18 protein-coding genes are annotated in these 18,103 nt (G+C 56.0%); 13 read left to right on the top strand and 5 right to left on the bottom strand.

Features of this window, described 5'->3' with window-relative positions:
- Positions 1 to 3 precede the first annotated feature (3 nt).
- Positions 4 to 1,101: a D-alanine--D-alanine ligase gene (gene ddlA, locus ACQG03_RS05125; RefSeq protein WP_063163712.1), complete on the bottom strand. Its 1,098-nt coding sequence runs from the start codon at positions 1,099 to 1,101 to the stop codon at positions 4 to 6.
- A 104-nt stretch (positions 1,102 to 1,205) separates the two neighbouring features.
- On the opposite strand from ddlA, the gene ACQG03_RS05130 reads away from it, so the two are divergent.
- The 5 genes from ACQG03_RS05130 to adrA all read left to right on the top strand — a co-directional run bounded on the left by ACQG03_RS05130 (position 1,206) and on the right by adrA (position 5,563).
- Complete coding sequence (locus tag ACQG03_RS05130; RefSeq protein WP_023305560.1) at positions 1,206 to 1,889, top strand: extensin family protein; 684 nt, start codon at positions 1,206 to 1,208, stop codon at positions 1,887 to 1,889.
- Positions 1,890 to 2,058: 169 nt separating this feature from the next.
- Entirely contained in the window at positions 2,059 to 3,282 is a 1,224-nt protein-coding gene (locus ACQG03_RS05135; RefSeq protein WP_063163711.1) for a multidrug efflux MFS transporter, read from the top strand.
- A 199-nt stretch (positions 3,283 to 3,481) separates the two neighbouring features.
- Positions 3,482 to 3,742: an anti-adapter protein IraP gene (gene iraP / locus ACQG03_RS05140; protein ID WP_003859148.1), complete on the top strand. Its 261-nt coding sequence runs from the start codon at positions 3,482 to 3,484 to the stop codon at positions 3,740 to 3,742.
- Positions 3,743 to 4,036: 294 nt separating this feature from the next.
- Entirely contained in the window at positions 4,037 to 4,357 is a 321-nt protein-coding gene (psiF, locus tag ACQG03_RS05145) for a phosphate starvation-inducible protein PsiF (RefSeq protein WP_022647208.1), read from the top strand.
- A 102-nt stretch (positions 4,358 to 4,459) separates the two neighbouring features.
- Positions 4,460 to 5,563, top strand: a complete 1,104-nt coding sequence (gene adrA / locus ACQG03_RS05150) for a diguanylate cyclase AdrA (RefSeq protein WP_023305562.1) — start codon at positions 4,460 to 4,462, stop codon at positions 5,561 to 5,563.
- 16 nt (positions 5,564 to 5,579) lie between these two features.
- On the opposite strand, the gene proC is transcribed toward adrA, so the two are convergent.
- Positions 5,580 to 6,389, bottom strand: a complete 810-nt coding sequence (gene proC, locus ACQG03_RS05155) for a pyrroline-5-carboxylate reductase (protein WP_023305563.1) — start codon at positions 6,387 to 6,389, stop codon at positions 5,580 to 5,582.
- A gap of 97 nt (positions 6,390 to 6,486) precedes the next feature.
- On the opposite strand from proC, the gene ACQG03_RS05160 reads away from it, so the two are divergent.
- The 5 genes from ACQG03_RS05160 (at position 6,487) to ppnP (ending at position 9,123) form a co-directional block, all read left to right on the top strand.
- Positions 6,487 to 6,945: a YaiI/YqxD family protein gene (locus ACQG03_RS05160; protein ID WP_022647211.1), complete on the top strand. Its 459-nt coding sequence runs from the start codon at positions 6,487 to 6,489 to the stop codon at positions 6,943 to 6,945.
- A 144-nt stretch (positions 6,946 to 7,089) separates the two neighbouring features.
- Positions 7,090 to 7,614 (top strand): shikimate kinase AroL, encoded by a 525-nt coding sequence (aroL, locus tag ACQG03_RS05165; protein WP_063163710.1) that lies wholly within the window; start codon positions 7,090 to 7,092, stop codon positions 7,612 to 7,614.
- Positions 7,615 to 7,658: 44 nt separating this feature from the next.
- Positions 7,659 to 7,850, top strand: coding sequence for a protein YaiA (gene yaiA / locus ACQG03_RS05170; protein WP_003859135.1), 192 nt, complete (start codon positions 7,659 to 7,661; stop codon positions 7,848 to 7,850).
- Positions 7,851 to 8,086: 236 nt separating this feature from the next.
- Positions 8,087 to 8,764, top strand: coding sequence for an AroM family protein (locus tag ACQG03_RS05175; protein ID WP_003859133.1), 678 nt, complete (start codon positions 8,087 to 8,089; stop codon positions 8,762 to 8,764).
- A 71-nt stretch (positions 8,765 to 8,835) separates the two neighbouring features.
- Positions 8,836 to 9,123 carry a pyrimidine/purine nucleoside phosphorylase gene (gene ppnP / locus ACQG03_RS05180; RefSeq protein ID WP_003859131.1) on the top strand — a complete coding sequence of 96 codons (288 nt, stop codon included), beginning with the start codon at positions 8,836 to 8,838 and terminating at the stop codon, positions 9,121 to 9,123.
- Between the two features lie 47 nt (positions 9,124 to 9,170).
- Here ppnP and rdgC read toward each other — a convergent pair whose 3' ends face one another.
- A complete protein-coding gene (gene rdgC, locus ACQG03_RS05185; RefSeq protein ID WP_006809928.1) occupies positions 9,171 to 10,085 on the bottom strand; it encodes a recombination-associated protein RdgC in 915 nt (304 codons plus the stop codon).
- 123 nt (positions 10,086 to 10,208) lie between these two features.
- On the opposite strand from rdgC, the gene mak reads away from it, so the two are divergent.
- Entirely contained in the window at positions 10,209 to 11,114 is a 906-nt protein-coding gene (gene mak / locus ACQG03_RS05190; protein ID WP_003859127.1) for a fructokinase, read from the top strand.
- A gap of 87 nt (positions 11,115 to 11,201) precedes the next feature.
- On the opposite strand, the gene sbcC is transcribed toward mak, so the two are convergent.
- Positions 11,202 to 14,333: an exonuclease subunit SbcC gene (gene sbcC, locus ACQG03_RS05195; protein ID WP_063163709.1), complete on the bottom strand. Its 3,132-nt coding sequence runs from the start codon at positions 14,331 to 14,333 to the stop codon at positions 11,202 to 11,204.
- Positions 14,330 to 15,535 (bottom strand): exonuclease subunit SbcD, encoded by a 1,206-nt coding sequence (sbcD, locus tag ACQG03_RS05200; protein WP_063163708.1) that lies wholly within the window; start codon positions 15,533 to 15,535, stop codon positions 14,330 to 14,332. Before sbcD ends, sbcC begins: the two co-directional genes overlap by 4 nt.
- 187 nt (positions 15,536 to 15,722) lie before the next feature.
- Between sbcD and phoB the strand changes: the two genes are divergently transcribed.
- Both phoB and phoR read left to right on the top strand, forming a co-directional pair.
- Positions 15,723 to 16,412: a phosphate response regulator transcription factor PhoB gene (gene phoB, locus ACQG03_RS05205; protein WP_063163707.1), complete on the top strand. Its 690-nt coding sequence runs from the start codon at positions 15,723 to 15,725 to the stop codon at positions 16,410 to 16,412.
- 21 nt (positions 16,413 to 16,433) lie between these two features.
- Positions 16,434 to 17,729, top strand: coding sequence for a phosphate regulon sensor histidine kinase PhoR (gene phoR / locus ACQG03_RS05210; RefSeq protein ID WP_023299433.1), 1,296 nt, complete (start codon positions 16,434 to 16,436; stop codon positions 17,727 to 17,729).
- Positions 17,730 to 18,103 lie beyond the last annotated feature (374 nt).

Here is an 18,103-nt window from a genome sequence, read left to right on the forward strand (position 1 = left end):
CCGTCAGTTAACAGAGCTTTTCAGGGCGCTGTCAGCGGCGTGACGCTCCAGCGCCAGTTCAATCAGGCGGGTGATCAGTTCCGGATAGCTTATTCCGCTGGCCTGCCACAATTTCGGGTACATGCTGATATTGGTAAAGCCCGGCAGGGTGTTGATTTCGTTAATCACCACCTCGTTATCCGCCGTCAGAAACACATCGACGCGCGCCATCCCACTGCATCCCAGCGCCTGATAGGCTTCAACGGCGATCGCCCGGATCTTGTCGTTAACGTCAGGATCGAGCGCGGCGGGAACCACAACCTGGGCACCTTTGTCGTCAATATATTTGGTGTCGTAGGAGTAGAAGCCGCTATTCAGCACCACTTCACCACAGGTACTCGCCTGCGGGAAGTCGTTACCCAGTACGGCGCACTCAATTTCGCGCCCGTTAATTCCCTGCTCAACCACCACCTTGTGGTCAAACTCAAAGGCCAGACGAACGGCATCGTTAAACTGTGCTTCGCTGGTGACTTTGCTGACGCCGACGGACGAGCCCTGATTCGCCGGTTTCACGAACAGCGGCAGGCCGAGTTGCGCCTGGATCTGCGCGAAGCTGTGTTTATCGCGGTTGGCGCGAGTGAGCGTGACGAACGGTGCAATATTCAGACCGGCGTCGCGCAGCAGACGTTTAGTGACGTCTTTATCCATGCAGGCGGCAGAACCCAGCACATCGGAGCCGACAAACGGCAGGTTCGCCATCCGCAACATGCCTTGCAGGGAGCCGTCTTCGCCCAGCGTGCCGTGAACGATAGGGAACACCACGTCAATCTGTGCCAGCGCCTGCGCGTTCCCGGCATCGATAAGCTGTCCCTGTGCCACGCCTGGAACCGTTGCGACGCTGATATCAGAAGGATTAAGGGCGATGCGCGCCGGATCGTCAGCGTGTAACAGATACTGGCTGGCATCGTTAACATGCCATTGGCCCTGTTTATCAATGCCCAGCAGCACCACGTCAAAACGGCTTTTATCAATCGCATCAACGATATTTTTAGCCGATTGCAATGACACCTCGTGCTCTGATGATTTTCCCCCAAAGACAATACCTACGCGCTGCTTTGCCATCTCACTCTCTTCCAGTCTGACGAAAAGCCAATAACATACCACGATGCCCGGCGGGTTTCGCGGCCTTCTGCCATAATGTTTTGAGGGATGTTGAAGGGGGGCGCGTGAAAGGAAAAGGTCTGCTTATTCTTATTGTTATTGCCGGGATCGCCACGGTGGGCTACCGCTGGTTGCCGCCGCATTACAACCCTTTCGTGCCGCTTACGCTTGACGATCCGCCAGGAAAAATAACCCAGTTTAAACTCCGGCGCTTAACGCCGCAGGCGTGCGAAAACCTGTTAGCGCAGGCGAATCAACGCCAGCTTATCCGTACCCAGGCGGTCGCTGACAGCGCCGGGGAATGTCCGCTGAGTAACGTGGTGCGCGTGCGCGATTTTGGCCCAGTGAGCCTGAACAGCAGCTTCCTTGCCAGTTGCCCGCTGGCGTTAAGCTCGGCGCTGTTTGTCAGCCAGCAGGCCCGGCCGCTCACCAAAACCTGGACCGGCAGCGAGCTTACGCGTATTGAACATCTGGGCAGCTTCGCCTGCCGCAATATCTACAGCCGCCCGGATGCGCGGCGCAGCGAACATGCCACGGCGGATGCGCTGGATATCAGCGCTTTCAGGCTGGCAAACGGACAGCGTGTTACCGTCCTCAACGGCTGGAAAGCGGAAAAGACGCAGCCCTGGCTACAGGCCCTGCTGTCGGCAAGCTGCGGCTATTACGGTAACGGTCTGGGGCCGGACTACAATGCCGCCCATGCCAACCATTTCCATCTGGGAATGCGCGGCTATGGCTTATGTCGATGAAGCATAATCTTCCGCCGAAAATTGGATAGATTGTGACTTATCTCACAAATATGATGACTGGGAAGATAAAACACCAAAGTCTGCAAGGCCGCATCTCTGGCGCTATGTCATTGCGCGTAACTTGCTAATCTGTCGGCGAATTCGCCTAAAAATGAAGACTATTTCTGTTATGGAATCCTGGAAAGTTAACCTCATTTCAGTCTGGTTCGGCTGCTTCTTCACCGGACTGGCTATCAGCCAGATATTGCCCTTCCTGCCGCTTTACGTGTCGCAGCTGGGGGTCACTTCCCATGAAGCGCTCTCTATGTGGTCCGGCCTGACGTTCAGCGTGACGTTTCTGGTGTCCGCTATTGTGTCACCGATGTGGGGCAGCCTTGCGGATCGCAAGGGGCGCAAGTTGATGCTGCTCCGCGCCTCGCTGGGGATGGCGATAGCCATTTTGCTCCAGGCCTTCGCCACCAACGTCTGGCAGCTGTTTATTCTGCGGGCGATAATGGGGCTGACCTCCGGGTACATTCCGAATGCCATGGCGCTGGTGGCCTCACAGGTACCGCGCGAGCGGAGCGGCTGGGCACTCAGCACGCTTTCCACTGCCCAGATTAGCGGTGTAATTGGCGGCCCCCTGCTCGGCGGCTTCCTGGCTGACCATGTTGGGCTGCGTGCGGTCTTTATCATTACCGCCATCCTGCTAACGGTCAGCTTTTTGGTCACCCTTTTTCTGATAAAAGAGGGCGGTCGGCCTGTCGTCAGCAAATCAGAACGCCTGAGCGGAAAGGCGGTTTTCGCCTCGCTACCTTATCCTGGCCTGATGATTAGCCTTTTTGTGACAACGATGGTGATCCAGCTCTGTAACGGCTCGGTGGGACCGATTCTGGCGCTGTTTATCAAGTCGATGGCACCGGACAGCAGCAACATTGCTTTTCTGAGCGGGATGATTGCCGCCGTGCCGGGCGTGTCGGCGCTGATGTCCGCTCCGCGTCTGGGGAAACTGGGCGACAGGATCGGTACGGCACGCATTCTGATGGCAACGCTCATCATTGCGGTGATCCTTTTCTTTGCCATGTCGTTCGTCACAACACCGCTTCAGCTCGGGGTGTTGCGCTTCCTGCTTGGCTTCGCGGATGGTGCTATGCTGCCCGCTGTACAGACGCTGCTGGTGAAATATTCCAGTGACCAGGTAACCGGCCGCATTTTTGGCTACAACCAGTCGTTCATGTATTTAGGCAACGTAGCGGGCCCGCTTATTGGCGCCTCGGTCTCGGCGATGGCGGGTTTCCGCTGGGTATTTGCCGCGACGGCGGTAGTGGTGCTTCTTAATATTATTCAACTGGCCTTAGCCTTGCGCCGTCGCCGGCGAATCGCTGAGGCAAAGTCAGGCCGACAAACACGATAATATATTATTAATTCTTATGATGGCCGCATTTTTATATAACGAAATGCGGCTCCTGTCTTTTAGAAAAACGTTTCGCTTGCGCTCCGAAATATCTTTTTTGGCAGCAATGTCACTTTTGCATAAGATAAAAGCAATCCATGCTTTTCATTATTCAGTGAGGGTGTTAATTTCAGGGGAAATCACATAAGGACATAGCACCATGAAAAATCTCATTGCTGAGTTGTTGGTTAAGCTTGCCCAAAAGGAAGAAGAGTCGAAAGAGCTGGTTGCCCAGGTCGAGGCGCTGGAGATCGTTGTGACGGCGCTGCTGCGACAGATGGCAAAACCAGAGCAGGAGGCGTTGATCGACAACGTTGAAGGCGCGCTGGAAAAAGCTCGCCCTGATTCACAGGTGCCCGCAGAGGACGCGGAGCTGCTTCAGCAATACGTAAAGAAGCTTTTAAGGCATCCTCGCAGTTAACCGGCCAGAGGTGAAATGACGTGTCACAGAATTGTCATGCAGGATGCCTGGCGTCGCTCTGTTTTTATTTTTACCCCGTTACCATGGGGAAATTAAAATGAAGCAGAGCACACTTTTCACCGCATTAAACTCGCTCGTAATTACCTCCTCCGTTCCTGCGAAACCGGTTAATAATAATCGCGCTGTGACGGGACTGAAATAACCCTGAATCACGGTGAAAATCATGGCCGCAGGGTGGTTTTTTTCCCGTAACGAACCAGACTTAACGTGGAACTTCACATAAAGGATGGTGCAATGAAAACAACAATACTGGTTACCCTGCTCTCTGGCCTGTGTCTGATCGCCTCAGCACATGCGGAAGAGAAAACGTTAACGCCCCAGCAGCAGCGCATGACGACCTGTAACCAACAGGCGACCTCGCAAAGTCTGAAAGGGGATGCCCGTAAAACGTATATGAGCGACTGCCTTAAAAATGGTACGACCAAACCGGGTGAAAAAAGCCTGACCCCGCAGCAGCAAAAAATGCGCGAGTGCAATGCCCAGGCGACACAGCAGATGCTTAAAGGCGACGATCGCAGCAAGTTTATGAGCGCGTGCCTGAAAAAACAGGCGTAGTGCTAACGGGTGAGTCACGGCTGTGGCTCACCCAAAATTTCATACTTTCCCCGCTATCCCCCTCTCTATAATTTGGGAAAATGTTTCAGAATATTCCCAAAAATGATGAATGATGAGTTTTATGACAATCACGAGAACATTCGGGAAGCGTGGTATCAGCAGCTTTCTCAGGATGACTCATACCGTTCCGGTCTGCGATTTGCCCGGCGAATACGGCTGGCACGCATCGTTGGTCTGGCGGCGCTGTTTGTTCCGCTTGCCAGCGTTCTGGTGAGTCAGCTTCTTTCTGGCGTCTGGTGGTTGCTATTGGTGGGCTGGGTCTTTGTCTGGCCCCATCTGGCCTGGCAGCTGGCTTTTCGTTCGACCTGCCCCCACAGCGGTGAAATCGTTAATCTGAAAATCGATGCCATCATTGCTGGCGTCTGGATGGGATTAATAGGGTTCAATGCGCTGCCAACGGCGGCGCTGATCGTGATGATCGGCATGAACATGATGGGATCGGGGGGATGCCGCTTATTTCTGACAGGACTTGCGCTGCTTGCTCTGTCTGCCCTGCTCACCGTGCAATCCACGGGTACTCCTGTGCTATTGACCTCTGAACCGCTGGCGTTGTGGCTGACGCTCCCCGTGCTGGTGGTCTACCCCATGCTGTTTGCCTGGCTCAGTCACCGCACGGCGATCCGGCTGGCAGAGCATAAGCGTCGGCTTGAGCTGATGAGTACCCGCGACGGAATGACCGGCGTGTTCAATCGCCGTCACTGGGAAACGTTGCTGCGTAACGAATTTGAGGCCTGCCGTCGCAGCCATCGACAGGCGACGATACTGCTCATCGATATCGATCACTTCAAGACGATCAACGACACCTGGGGGCATGACGTGGGGGATGAAGCGATTGTCGCCATCACGCGCCAGCTTCAGCTGACCCTGCGCGCAGGCGATTATATTGGCCGCTTCGGGGGAGATGAGTTCGCGGTGATCATGTCAGGCACGCCTGCCGACAACGCGATTGCGGCGATGGCGCGCGTCCATGAAAGGCTGGTCAACATGCCGCTGCACGGAGCACCTATGGCGAGGTTGTGTATCAGCGTTGGGGTTGCCCCCTGGGGGGCGCAGTTCACGCACTATCGTGAATGGCTAAAGGCCGCGGACGTGGCCCTCTATAAAGCCAAAAATGCCGGACGGGGTCGCACCGAAGTGGCCGCCTGACGCCCGGCGTAACGCATCAGGACTTACTCAGCTTCTCTGATTTTTCCATGCATTTTTCCATCGCCTCGATCACGGCGGAGCGGAACCCGCGCTCTTCCAGCACGCGCACGGCTTCAATGGTTGTGCCACCCGGCGAGCACACCATATCTTTCAGTTCGCCCGGATGTTTACCCGTTTCCAGCACCATTTTGGCCGAGCCCATCACCGCCTGCGCCGCAAATTTGTAGGCCTGCGCGCGCGGCATACCGCCAAGTACGGCGGCATCGGCCATGGCTTCGATAAACATAAAGACATACGCCGGGGCAGAACCACTCACGCCGACAACCGGGTGGATCATCGGTTCGGCAATCACTTCCGCTTCGCCAAAGCAGCGGAAAATGTTCAATACATCCGCCACCTCTTCAGAAGTAACCAGCGCGTTCGGGGTAACGGAGGTCATACCGGCATTTACCAGCGACGGGGTGTTTGGCATGGCGCGAACAATCTTACGGTCGTGCCCCAGCGCGCGGGCGAGCTGGTCGAGGGTCACGCCTGCGGCAATCGACACCACCAGGCTCTCTTTGTTCAGGCTGGAGGTGATCTCGCTCAGGACTTTAATCATGATATTCGGCTTAACGGCGCCAAAGACAATGTCCGCCACCTGAGCCACTTCCTGCGCGCTTTCGGCGGCGTTGATACCATACTCATCACGCAGCGCCGCGACTTTATCCGGGGATGGGGTGAAGACCCAAATCTGCCCCGGCAGCACCTGGCCGCTGGCTATCAGTCCACCGAGGATAGCTTTACCCATGTTTCCGCAGCCGATAAACCCGATTTTCTTATCCATCACGTCTCTCCGTTATTATGCGTTGTTATCTCTCATTGATAGCTTAACAACGAAATGCAGGCGACAATAGTCGCCAGAATCATAATGGGGAGACACTATGGCGATTTGGGTTGATGCGGACGCGTGTCCGAATGTGATTAAAGAGATTTTATTCCGCGCCGCCGAGCGGGTGCAGATGCCGATGACGCTGGTGGCGAACCAGAATATCCGCGTGCCGCCCTCCAGGTTCATTCGTTCTCTGCGCGTGCCGGCCGGGTTCGACGTGGCAGATAACGAGATAGTACGCCTGTGTGACGCAGGAGATCTGGTGATCACGGCGGATATCCCGCTGGCTGCCGACGTGCTGGCGAAGGGGGCCGCGGCGCTTAACCCGCGCGGAGAACGCTATTCGCCGGCAACGATCCGGGAGAAGCTCACCATGCGTGATTTTATGGATACCCTGCGTTCCAGCGGCGTGCAAACCGGTGGGCCGGACAGCCTGTCGCAGCGCGATCGCCAGCAGTTTGCCGCCGAGCTGGATAAATGGCTGCTGGAAGTGAAGCGCCGCCCGGCGTAGCCCACCTCCGGGCTGTTTTGTGGTACAGTGTGGCTTCCACAGGCTTGTCATTCCGTACCGCTTTGCAGTAAAGTTAGCGCAACATCTTCTGCAATCATTTCTTTACAGCCTTCAGTTATCCGGCAGCAAGGGGAACACCTGGTTATGAACCCACCCATCTTTTTAGTTGGCCCTCGCGGCTGTGGGAAAACCACCGTTGGCCTGGAGCTGGCGCGTCTGTGCCAGAGTCAGTTTGTCGATACTGACCACTGGCTCCAGGAGAATGCCAGTAAGACCATCGCCGATATCGTGGAGAATGAGGGGTGGGAGAGCTTTCGTGCGCGCGAAACGGCCACGCTGGAAGCGGTGACCGCGCCGTCAACCGTGATTGCGACCGGTGGAGGCATTATTCTGGCGCCGTATAACCGCCAGTTTATGCGCGAAAAGGGTGTCGTAATCTACCTCTGTGCCCCGGTTTCTACGCTGGTGGGGCGGCTGGAGGCGTTTCCGGAAGAGGGGCAGCGCCCGGCGCTGACCGCGAAACCGCTGAGTGAAGAGGTCAGCGAGGTCCTCGCCGAACGCGATGCACTGTACCGCGAGGCGGCACACCACGTTGTGGATGCGTCAGCGTCACCCGAGAAAGTTGCGATTCAGATTATTACCGCCCTGCGTTTGGCTTGCGCCAGCTGACAGCCGTCTATACTCATAGCTCAGACATAAAAAAAGGATGAGCTATGCCAACCAGACCTCCCTATCCACGAGAAGCCCGCATCGTTACCGTTGAAAAAGGTAACGGCGATCAGACCGTAACCTGGTACCAGCTGCGTGCCGATCACCCTAAACCTGATTCGCTGATCAGCGAACATGAAACCGAACAGGAAGCGCTGGATGCGAAACGGCGCTATGAGGATCCCGAGAAGTCCTGACAGGAATCCGAATTCGTTACAACCGTGCCTGAATCACACTTTTAACATATCGCTGATGTTAAGCAGCAGTTAATATTTAGTTATTACAGGTGGATTCGGAAAGGCCAGTCGATCTTTACATTACGGTGTAGAGATCCCCTGCTACCCTTGGTGCTGTTTTGTTGAAAAAATGAACAGTGCAGCGTAGTGAGCCTGTACTTGTGTGGCAGTTGTGGTAGTAACGAAAGGCGATCAAAATGAAGGCGACGTTGGCGATCCTCACGATTGGTGTGGTCCCTGTAAGCGAAGTATTACCGCTCTTAACCGAGCATGTCTCTGAACAACAAATTACGCATCTCAGTCTGTTAGGGAAGCTCAGTCGGGAAGAGGTCATGGAAGACTACGCGGTCGGAGAGGGGGAAGATCCCCTGGCAACGTTACTCAGTGACGGTAAACTGGCGCATGTGTCGCGCCAGAAAATCGAGCGCGCGCTACAGGGCGTGATCGAAGTGCTCGACAATCAGGACTATGACGTTATTTTGCTGATGAGCACAGCACCCGTTAAAGGACTCAGCGCGCGTAATGCCATTCTGCTCGAACCGATGCGGATTATCCCCCCGCTGGTGGCGTCAATTGTTGATGGTCATCAGGTGGGCGTTATCGTTCCCGTAGAAGAACTGCTGGATAACCAGACGGTGAAGTGGGCCGCGCTGGAGCACACCCCGTTGTACGCGCTGGCAAACCCGTTCTGGGACAGCGAAGCGAAGCTGATTGCGGCCGGGCAGGAGTTGATCGACAGAGGGGCGGATGTCCTGATGCTGGACTGCCTGGGCTTCCATCAACGGCATCGTGATTTACTGCAAAAGGCGCTGGATGTTCCGGTGCTGCTCTCTAACGTCCTGATGGCGCGTCTGGCGTCAGAATTGCTGGTGTAATGATTTTGCGTGACAGGTCATGAGCATGGCCCCTATAGTGGATTTTTCTCTATAAATATAAGGGCCAGTTCATGCTTCAAAGTAACGAATACTTTTCCGGTAAAGTGAAATCCATTGGTTTTACCAGCAGCAGCACTGGCCGCGCCAGTGTCGGCGTCATGGCGGAAGGGGAATACACCTTTGGCACCGCAGAAGCGGAAGAGATGACGGTGGTCAGTGGTGCGCTGAACGTCCTGCTGCCGGGTGAAACGGAGTGGAAAGTCTATAGTGCCGGGCAGGTGTTCAACGTGCCGGGCCACAGCGAGTTCCATTTGCAGGTTGCAGAGCCAACCTCTTATCTGTGCCGCTATCTGAAATAAAAGCATGCCGGGTGGCGCATTCGCTTACCCGGCCTACGTTTTGCCTGTCAACGCTGCGCTTCGCCGCCGAGACCTTCCACCAGGTTCTGGATCAGCGCCGCCAGCTCGCCGGTCATCAGGATAAAGTCTGCGTCAAAGCGCTGAGCATAATCTTCGCGGTCGATATCTTCGTTCTGATCGCGCAGTTCATCGCAGAATTTAAGGCGCTTCACGGAGCCGTCATCACACATCACAAACTGAATGCGCTGCTGCCAGTCGAGTGCCAGTTTAGTCACCACTTTGCCCGCTTCAATGTGCACGGCGATCTCGTCGCTCACCAGATCCTGTTTCTTCGCGCGGATCACGCCGCCATCTTCCAGCAGCGCTTTCAGCTCTGCTTCATCAAGGATCTGGAAGCCCTGCGCGGCAGTCCCGCTGCGCACCCACTCAGTCAGGGTCAGCTCAATCGGCGTCTCCAGTGCCAGCGGTACCACCGGTAATGAGCCAAGGCTCTTACGCAGCAGCGCCAGCGTATCTTCCGCTTTTTTGGCGCTGGCGCAGTCGACCATGATCAGCCCGTTCACGGTGTCGATCCACATCATGGTCTGGCTAAAGCGGCTAAAGGCGCGCGGCAGCAGCGAGTGCAGCACTTCATCCTTCAGTGAATCTTTTTCGGTTTTTTTAAGCTTACGGCCCTGTTCAGCTTCCAGCTTGAAGATCTTCGCTTCGAGCGCCTGCTTCACCACAGGCGTCGGCAGGATCTTCTCTTCTTTGCGGGCGCAAACGATGATTTGCCCCGTGCTGCTGGCGTGGGTCAGCGCATCGCTTTGAGAACCCATTGGCGGAACCCAGCCGGTTTTTGCCATATCCTGGCTACCGCAAGGGGTAAAGGAGTAAGCGGCTAACTGTTTTTCCATCTCTTCTGCACGCAGCGAAACGTCGCGGCTGAGACGGTAAACCATCAAATTTTTGAACCACAGCATGATAATTTCCACGGCCTTGTCGTTAAATCAGCGGGCATGATAACGAATTGTCGCATCGCTTGCATTGCTAATCGGGAAGTGGGCTTCTACTCTGTTGATAATCAAAATAATGAGGAGTGTCTTGTGCGTATTGGGATTGATTTGGGCGGCACCAAAACAGAAGTTATTGCGTTGAGCGAGCAGGGGGAGCAACTGTTTCGCCACCGTCTGCCTACGCCGCGCGATGATTATCACCAGACCATAGAGACGATTGCCCGTCTGGTCGATATGGCAGAGCAGGCAACGGGCGAGACGGGCACGGTCGGGATGGGGATCCCCGGCTCCATTTCGCCGTATACCGGCGTGGTGAAAAATGCCAACTCTACCTGGCTCAACGGTCAGCCGTTTGATAAAGACTTAAGCCAGCGTCTGAACCGGGAAGTGCGTCTGGCAAATGACGCTAACTGCCTGGCGGTCTCTGAGGCCGTAGATGGCGCAGCGGCTGGCGCGCAGACCGTATTTGCGGTCATTATCGGTACCGGCTGCGGGGCGGGCGTGGCCTTCGGTGGGCGCTCGCATATTGGCGGCAACGGCACCGCGGGTGAGTGGGGGCACAACCCGTTACCGTGGATGGACGAAGATGAACTCAAATACCGTGCCGAGGTGCCGTGCTACTGTGGCAAGCAGGGCTGTATTGAGACCTTTATTTCCGGCACGGGGTTTGCCACCGATTATCATCGTCTGAGCGGCCAGCCGCTGAAAGGCAACGAGATTATGCGTCTGGTTGAGGAGCAGGATCCGGTGGCTGAACTGGCGCTCAGCCGCTACGAAATGCGGTTGGCTAAATCACTGGCGCATGTGATCAATATCCTCGATCCGGACGTGATTGTGCTGGGCGGCGGCATGAGCAACGTTGACCGGCTGTACGCGACGGTGCCAACGCTGGTGAAACAGTGGGTATTTGGGGGCGAATGCGAAACGCCGATCCGCAAAGCCGTCCATGGAGATTCCAGCGGTGTGCGCGGCGCGGCGTGGCTCTGGCCGGAATAAACGCAAAACGGCAACTTGCGTTGCCGTTTTTGATGTTTGTACCCTCTCCCACAGAGAGAGGGCCAGGGTGAGGGCAACATCCCCCATTTACTGCACCGCAAACTCCCTGTCCAGCCTGCTATACCCCAGCCCGTTGATCTTCTTCACCTTGATCTGCACCGGAATACGTTCTTTCATTGCCTCTACGTGGCTGATCACGCCGATGGTTTTCCCGGTGGCGTTCAGCGCGTCGAGCGCATCCAGCGCGGTGTCCAGCGTTTCGCTGTCGAGTGTGCCGAACCCTTCATCCAGGAAAAGCGAGTCAATGCGCGTTTTGTGACTGACCAGATCGGAAAGCGCTAAAGCCAGCGCCAGACTGACGAGGAAACTTTCCCCGCCGGACAGGGTACGGGTATCGCGTACCGCATCGGCCTGCCAGGTATCAACCACCTCCAACTCCAGCGCGTCGCTGGCTTTACGCTGAAGCAGATAGCGGCCATGCAGACGGTTGAGCTGCTGGTTGGCAAGCCACACCAGATTATCCAGCGTCAGCCCCTGGGCGAATTTACGGAATTTATCGCCGGTGCTGGAGCCTATCAGCGCATTGAGATAGCCCCAGTCGTCAGCCTGACGCGCCGCCTCCTCAATCTGCTGCATAAGCGCCTGCTGGTGCAGACGGTTATCGGCGTCCTGTTTGAGCTGCTGGCGGATCTCCCCCTGATGCGTGGTGTTGTCCCGAAGCTGTTGCGCCAGCTGGTGTAACTGCGCCTGAAGGGTTGCGGCGTCGGTTTCCAGCCCCTCGGGGCGCTGTGCCTGATGCGCCTGAAGCTGCTGGCTTGCCTGCAACGAAAGCGCCGTGGCCTGCTGGAGTTGGTTTTCCAGCGTCTGCTTTTGTTGTTCAAGCTGGTGGATCGACGTTTCATCCAGCAGGGCGGAGAGAAATGCGTCCCGATCGGCAAAGCAGCTCGCGGTCAGCGCGGCGTTGAACTGAGCCTGTGATTGCTGGAGCCGTTCACGCTCAAGCGTCTCCTGCTGTTGTAGGGTGGTGAACTGGCTTTGTAGCGACACGCATTCGTCATGGATGCCGCGCCAGTTCTCAGGGATAACAGCGTTGGCTTCTGCGTCATCAGAATCCGGCAGCGTCTCCAGGATGGGCATCAGGGCGTTAATACGTTCCTGAATCGTACCGTGCTGGGCCTGTTTTTCCTGCCAGCGGGTATATTCAGCTTCGCGTGCGCTCAGCCAGGCGATTTCGGCCCCTTCATCGGGCACGCTAAGCGACAGCGACTCTAGCGAGGCCGCCAGCGCCTGACGCGTCGCCGTCAGCTGCTGCTGGTACTGGCGCGCCTGATCTTCCTGTTCATTGAGCTGGTTTTGCAGCGTCAGACGCTGGCTAAGCTGATACAGATGGCGTTCATACTGCTCCTGTTCGCTCATCCAGGGGGCAATATCATCCTGAATATTCAGCGCTATGTTCAGGGAGGCGCAGACCTCCAGCCACTCTTTAGTGAGTGCTTGCTCTTCCTGAGAGAGGGCCTGTACTTCCTCTGTCTCGCGCTGGATCTGTTGGGTGAGCGCATTCACCTGCCCGAGCACCAGCAATCCTTCCTCTTTTAGCGCGGCAACCTCTTTCTCCAGCGCGTCGCGGCGGCGCTGATTGTCGGTCAGTTCAAGCGCCTGATACTGCGCAACTGCCGGATGTTCGCTTGAACCGCAGAGCGGGCAAGGTTTACCCGCTTCCAGCTGAGCACGATAGTTCTCAAGATCCTTGATTGTTGCCTCACGCTCACAGAGCGCTTTCAGGTCGGCATAGTGCTGATTTTTCTCTTTGAACTGCTGACGCCGTAGGATCAGCGTTTCATTGAGCTTAGCCTGCTCAGCCTGCGCTTTCTGCACGCTTTCCGCATTCTGACGCAGCCGTTTTTGCAGCGGCTGATAGCGAGCGTGAAGCGCAGTCAGACGCTGGCGGAGCGCCCGCGATTGTGCCTGTTGCTCCATTGCCGTCGCGAGATCCTCAGCCGTCAGCGTCAACGTACTCTCCGGCATCTCAGCCAGTTTCTGACGAAGCTCAGCCATACGCGCTGACTGGGCCACAAGCTGATTTTTATCGCGACTCAGTTGCGTAAAATGCGCCCGCCAGCCGGCAATTTCCTGCCCCCACTGACGGAAACGATCGTGTTCGGTTAGCCACTGCGTCAGTACCGTGTGTTCTGTCTGCAACTGTTCACGGTTGCGCAGCGCACCGTTGCGAATACGCGAGCGCTGCGCCGCTCTGTCGAGTAAGCGAGTATTTACTTCAACTATTCGCGCTGTTGTCTGCGCCAGGCGGGTGGTCTGCTCCTGCTGATACTCCCACAGCGGACGTAGCTGGGCGGCGGGCTGTGCCAGCTGGAGCTTCGCCAGTTGCGGCGCGGCGTCCGTCAGAGCCTGTTGCGCCTGCTGCTGCGAAGCGGCTGCGCGTTGCTGCTCACGTATCAGCTCGTCTTTACGCGTAAGCCACTGAAAATCTTTCTGTTGGCTCTGCTGCTGTGCCAGCAGGTTTTTTTCTTCGTCAGTAAGTGCCTGCAAACTTTGCTGCAAGTGCTGCTGCTGTTCCTCGCTCAGCAGCACAACGCCTGCGGCCTGCGCTTCGCACATCTCCAGCGCGTTGCGTGCCGCTTTGTGTTTTTCAAAAACCATGGCGGAAATGTGGCCGTAAATTTCCGTGCCGGTCAGTTCTTCCAGCAGCTCTGCGCGATCGCTCGGTTTAGCGTTCAGGAAGGCGGCAAACTGCCCCTGTGAGAGCAACATCGAGCGGGTAAAGCGACCATAGTCCAGCCCGGTGAGTGCGGCGGTTTGTTCCAGCTTATCCGTGACTTTATCGGCCAGAATTTTGCCGTCTTCGCAGCGGGCCAGCTCAACGCGCGGTGCCTGTAAGTTCCCGTCTGGCTGGTTGCGGGCGCGGTTCTGGCTCCAGAAAGCGCGATAAGCAACGCCTTTGACCTCAAATTCCACTTCAGCCAGGCATTCGGCGGTATCGCGCGTCATCAGGTCGTTTTGTGCCTGAGAGACCTTATTAAGACGCGGTGTTTCGTGGTAAAGCGCCAGGCAGATGGCATCCAGCAGCGTGGTTTTACCCGCGCCGGTTGCGCCGGTGATGGCAAACAGCCCATTGCTGGCGAAAGGCTCCGCGGTGAAATCGATTTTCCACTCACCCTTTAGCGAATTCAGATTTTTCAGACGCAGGCTCAGAATTTTCATGCGTTTTCGTCCTCGTCATTGAGGGAATGCAGGGTATGGGCAAACAGCTCGTTAAGCCTGGTGCGCCTGGCCTCGTCCACTTCTTCATGCGCAAGCCGCCGCGCGAACACCTCTTCAACCCGAAGTTCGCTAAGCGTTTCACGCTGGGCGTTCAGCAGAATTTTCTCGCGCTGCTCGCGGCTGCGACGTACCAGCAGCACCTCTACGGGAAGGTCTTCCGTCAGCGTCTGAATTTTACGCTGCATATCGTACAGGTAGTCATTGGTGGCGATTTCGATATCGAGCCAGACGGGGGGATTAAGCACTGCGCCGCGCCACTGCTCAAGCTGAGCGGTAATGGCGGCCAGATCGCCTTTCAGCACTGCCAGCGGCTGGGTGACCGGCACCTCAAGCGTCTCAACGGCGCTAAGTTTGTCTTCGGTGAAGCTCACCAGATGCACGGATTTGGCTTTGCCCGTTTCGTCAAAACTGAGGGAAATGGGCGAGCCGCAATAGCGAATATGCTCGCATCCCCCGACGATCTGGGCCCGGTGAATATGCCCGAGGGCAATGTAGTCGGCGGGGGGAAAGTTTTGCGCTGGAAACGCGTCCAGCGTACCGATATAAATCTCGCGCACCGCGTCACTCTTACTGGCCCCGACGGTGGTGAGGTGCCCGGTGGCAACGATAGGAATGGCCTGTTCGCCGCGCAGGGCGCAGGCTTCCGTATGCTGCTGGTGATAATAGCGGGTGATGGCCTGCAACAGATGCTGCTGTTTTTCGCTCCCGGACAGGCCTGCCTGGCTTTGCACGATATCGCGCGGGCGTAAAAACGGAATTGGGCATAGCACTGCGCCCGGCGTGCCGTCACGTTTTTTCAGGATCTGCGGCGCGTGTCCGGCGCTGGCCACCACGGTGGTATTGAGGAACGCCAGAATATCGCGGGATTCATTCAGCGTCGCGACCGAGTCATGGTTTCCGGCGACAATCACCAGGTGACAACCGGTTTGCTGGAGGTTGACCACAAAACGGTTGTACAGCTCACGCGCATAGCTCGGCGGCGATCCGGTATCAAAAATGTCGCCCGCCACAATAATTGCGTCCACCTCGTGAGCCTGAGCCGTCTCCAGCAGCCAGTTCAGGAACGCTTCATGTTCCGCGGCGCGGCTTTTGCTGTAAAAATTTTGACCCAGGTGCCAGTCTGAGGTGTGAAGTATGCGCATAAGAGATCCGTGGCAATAATAAGAAAGCAGGATTATAAACGTTCGGGGAACTGAAAATAACCGCTGTAATAAAACAACAGTTTGCTATTTATCGTGGTAACGTTTTTCATAAATCTGTCATAAATCTGACGCATAATGACGCCGCATTACAGACTTGTAACTTAAATACGATAAGACAGGGCAAAGTATGGCGAGACGTATTCTGGTCGTAGAAGATGAAGCTCCGATCCGTGAAATGGTGTGCTTCGTGCTTGAACAAAATGGCTTCCAGCCGGTTGAAGCGGAAGATTATGACAGCGCGGTGAACCAGCTGAATGAACCCTGGCCCGATCTGATCCTGCTGGACTGGATGCTGCCTGGCGGTTCCGGATTGCAGTTTATCAAGCATATCAAACGCGAGACGATGACCCGCGATATCCCGGTGGTGATGCTGACGGCGCGCGGTGAGGAAGAGGATCGCGTGCGCGGTCTGGAAACCGGCGCGGACGATTACATCACCAAGCCATTCTCTCCAAAAGAGCTGGTGGCGCGTATCAAAGCCGTGATGCGCCGTATTTCACCGATGGCGGTGGAAGAGGTGATTGAGATGCAGGGCCTGAGCCTGGATCCTACCTCACACCGGGTCATGACCGGTGAAAATCCCCTCGATATGGGCCCCACCGAATTTAAACTCCTGCACTTCTTTATGACCCACCCGGAGCGCGTTTACAGCCGCGAACAGTTGCTGAATAACGTCTGGGGAACTAACGTCTATGTCGAAGACCGAACGGTTGACGTCCATATTCGCCGCCTGCGTAAAGCACTGGAACTGAGCGGCCACGATCGCATGGTACAGACGGTCCGCGGCACGGGTTATCGCTTCTCGACCCGTTTCTGAACAATGACAGGAGTGTGACGCGTGCTGGAACGTCTGTCATGGAAAAGGCTCGTCTTTGAACTGATCTTATGCTGTATTCCGGCCCTCATTCTGGGGGCTATTTTTGGCTATCTGCCGTGGTTTTTACTGGTGGCCGTGACGGGGTTGCTCGTCTGGCATTTCTGGAATTTACTGCGTCTTTCCTGGTGGCTGTGGGTCGACAGAAGTATGACACCCCCGCCGGGAAGCGGGAGCTGGGAACCGCTACTCTACGGCCTGCACCAGATGCAGATGCGTAATAAAAAGCGCCGTCGTGAGCTGGGAAGCCTGATAAAACGCTTTCGCAGCGGCGCGGAGTCGCTGCCGGACGCAGTGATCCTGACGACGGAAGAAGGGACCATCTTCTGGTGCAATGGCCTCGCACAGCAGCTGTTGGGCCTGCGCTGGCCGGATGATAACGGTCAGAACATCCTCAACCTTCTGCGCTATCCCGAGTTCACGCTGTATCTGAAAACGCGTGATTTTAGTCGTCCGCACAATCTGAAGCTCAATAACGGTCGCCATCTTGAAATTCGCGTGATGCCCTACAGCGATCGGCAGTGGCTGATGGTGGCGCGGGATGTCACCCAGATGCATCAGCTTGAGGGCGCGAGACGTAACTTCTTTGCCAACGTCAGCCACGAGCTGCGTACGCCGTTGACGGTGCTTCAGGGCTATCTGGAGATGATGCAGGAGCAAACGCTTGAGGGGGCGCCGCGTGAGAAAGCGCTGCATACCATGCGGGAACAGACGTTCCGCATGGAAGGGCTGGTCAAACAGCTACTAACGCTTTCAAAAATTGAGGCTGCCCCGTCGCTGGCGCTAAACGACATCATTGATGTGCCGATGATGTTGCGGGTGGTGGAGCGCGAAGCCCAAACGCTGAGCCATAATCAACACACCCTGAGTTTTGATGTTGATAACACGCTGAAAGTGCTCGGCAGTGAAGATGAGCTGCGAAGCGCTATCTCAAACCTGGTCTATAACGCCGTGAATCATACCCCGACAGGGACGCATATCGCGGTGCGGTGGCAGCATACTCCGGCAGGGGCTGAGTTTAGCGTCGAGGACAACGGGCCGGGGATTGGGCCTGAACACCTCCCGCGTCTCACCGAACGGTTCTACCGGGTGGATAAGGCGCGCTCGCGGCAGACCGGCGGGAGCGGACTGGGGCTGGCAATTGTGAAGCATGCCGTCAGCCACCACGAAAGCCGGCTCAATATCGAAAGCACCCTGGGTAAGGGCACGCGCTTTAGCTTCGTGATCCCGGAACGATTAATTGCCAAAAAAAGTGCCTGACAGCGTGTGTGTCAGGCTACCTTTCCACGGGCCAGCGATTGCTGGCCCGTTTGCTTTGCAGTCAAGCGAAACGCGAGTGAATATTATACGGCTGGTGCTTTTTTGTTCGCATGATTAGCCATGGGTTTTTCTTATACATGGCATATTATTTTGGTCTGCATTTTCATGCTGGCATATTGTTCTGGTTTTACGATCCCTTCTTGCCTTTAAACGTTATAAGCGTTTAAATTGCCCCCCATATACTGTCAGACCGACTGTATTTGCGTGGTAAATCGAAAAACTATTCTTCGCCACGCCTGGACGGGAGCATATCCCGCTGAAATTGAGCAAATTTTCCGCTGTATCGTCCCGTCAGGGATGGCGAAAATCTCAAC

This window comes from Enterobacter cloacae complex sp. 342H5, assembly GCF_050030905.1.
Lineage (GTDB): Bacteria > Pseudomonadota > Gammaproteobacteria > Enterobacterales > Enterobacteriaceae > Enterobacter > Enterobacter intestinihominis.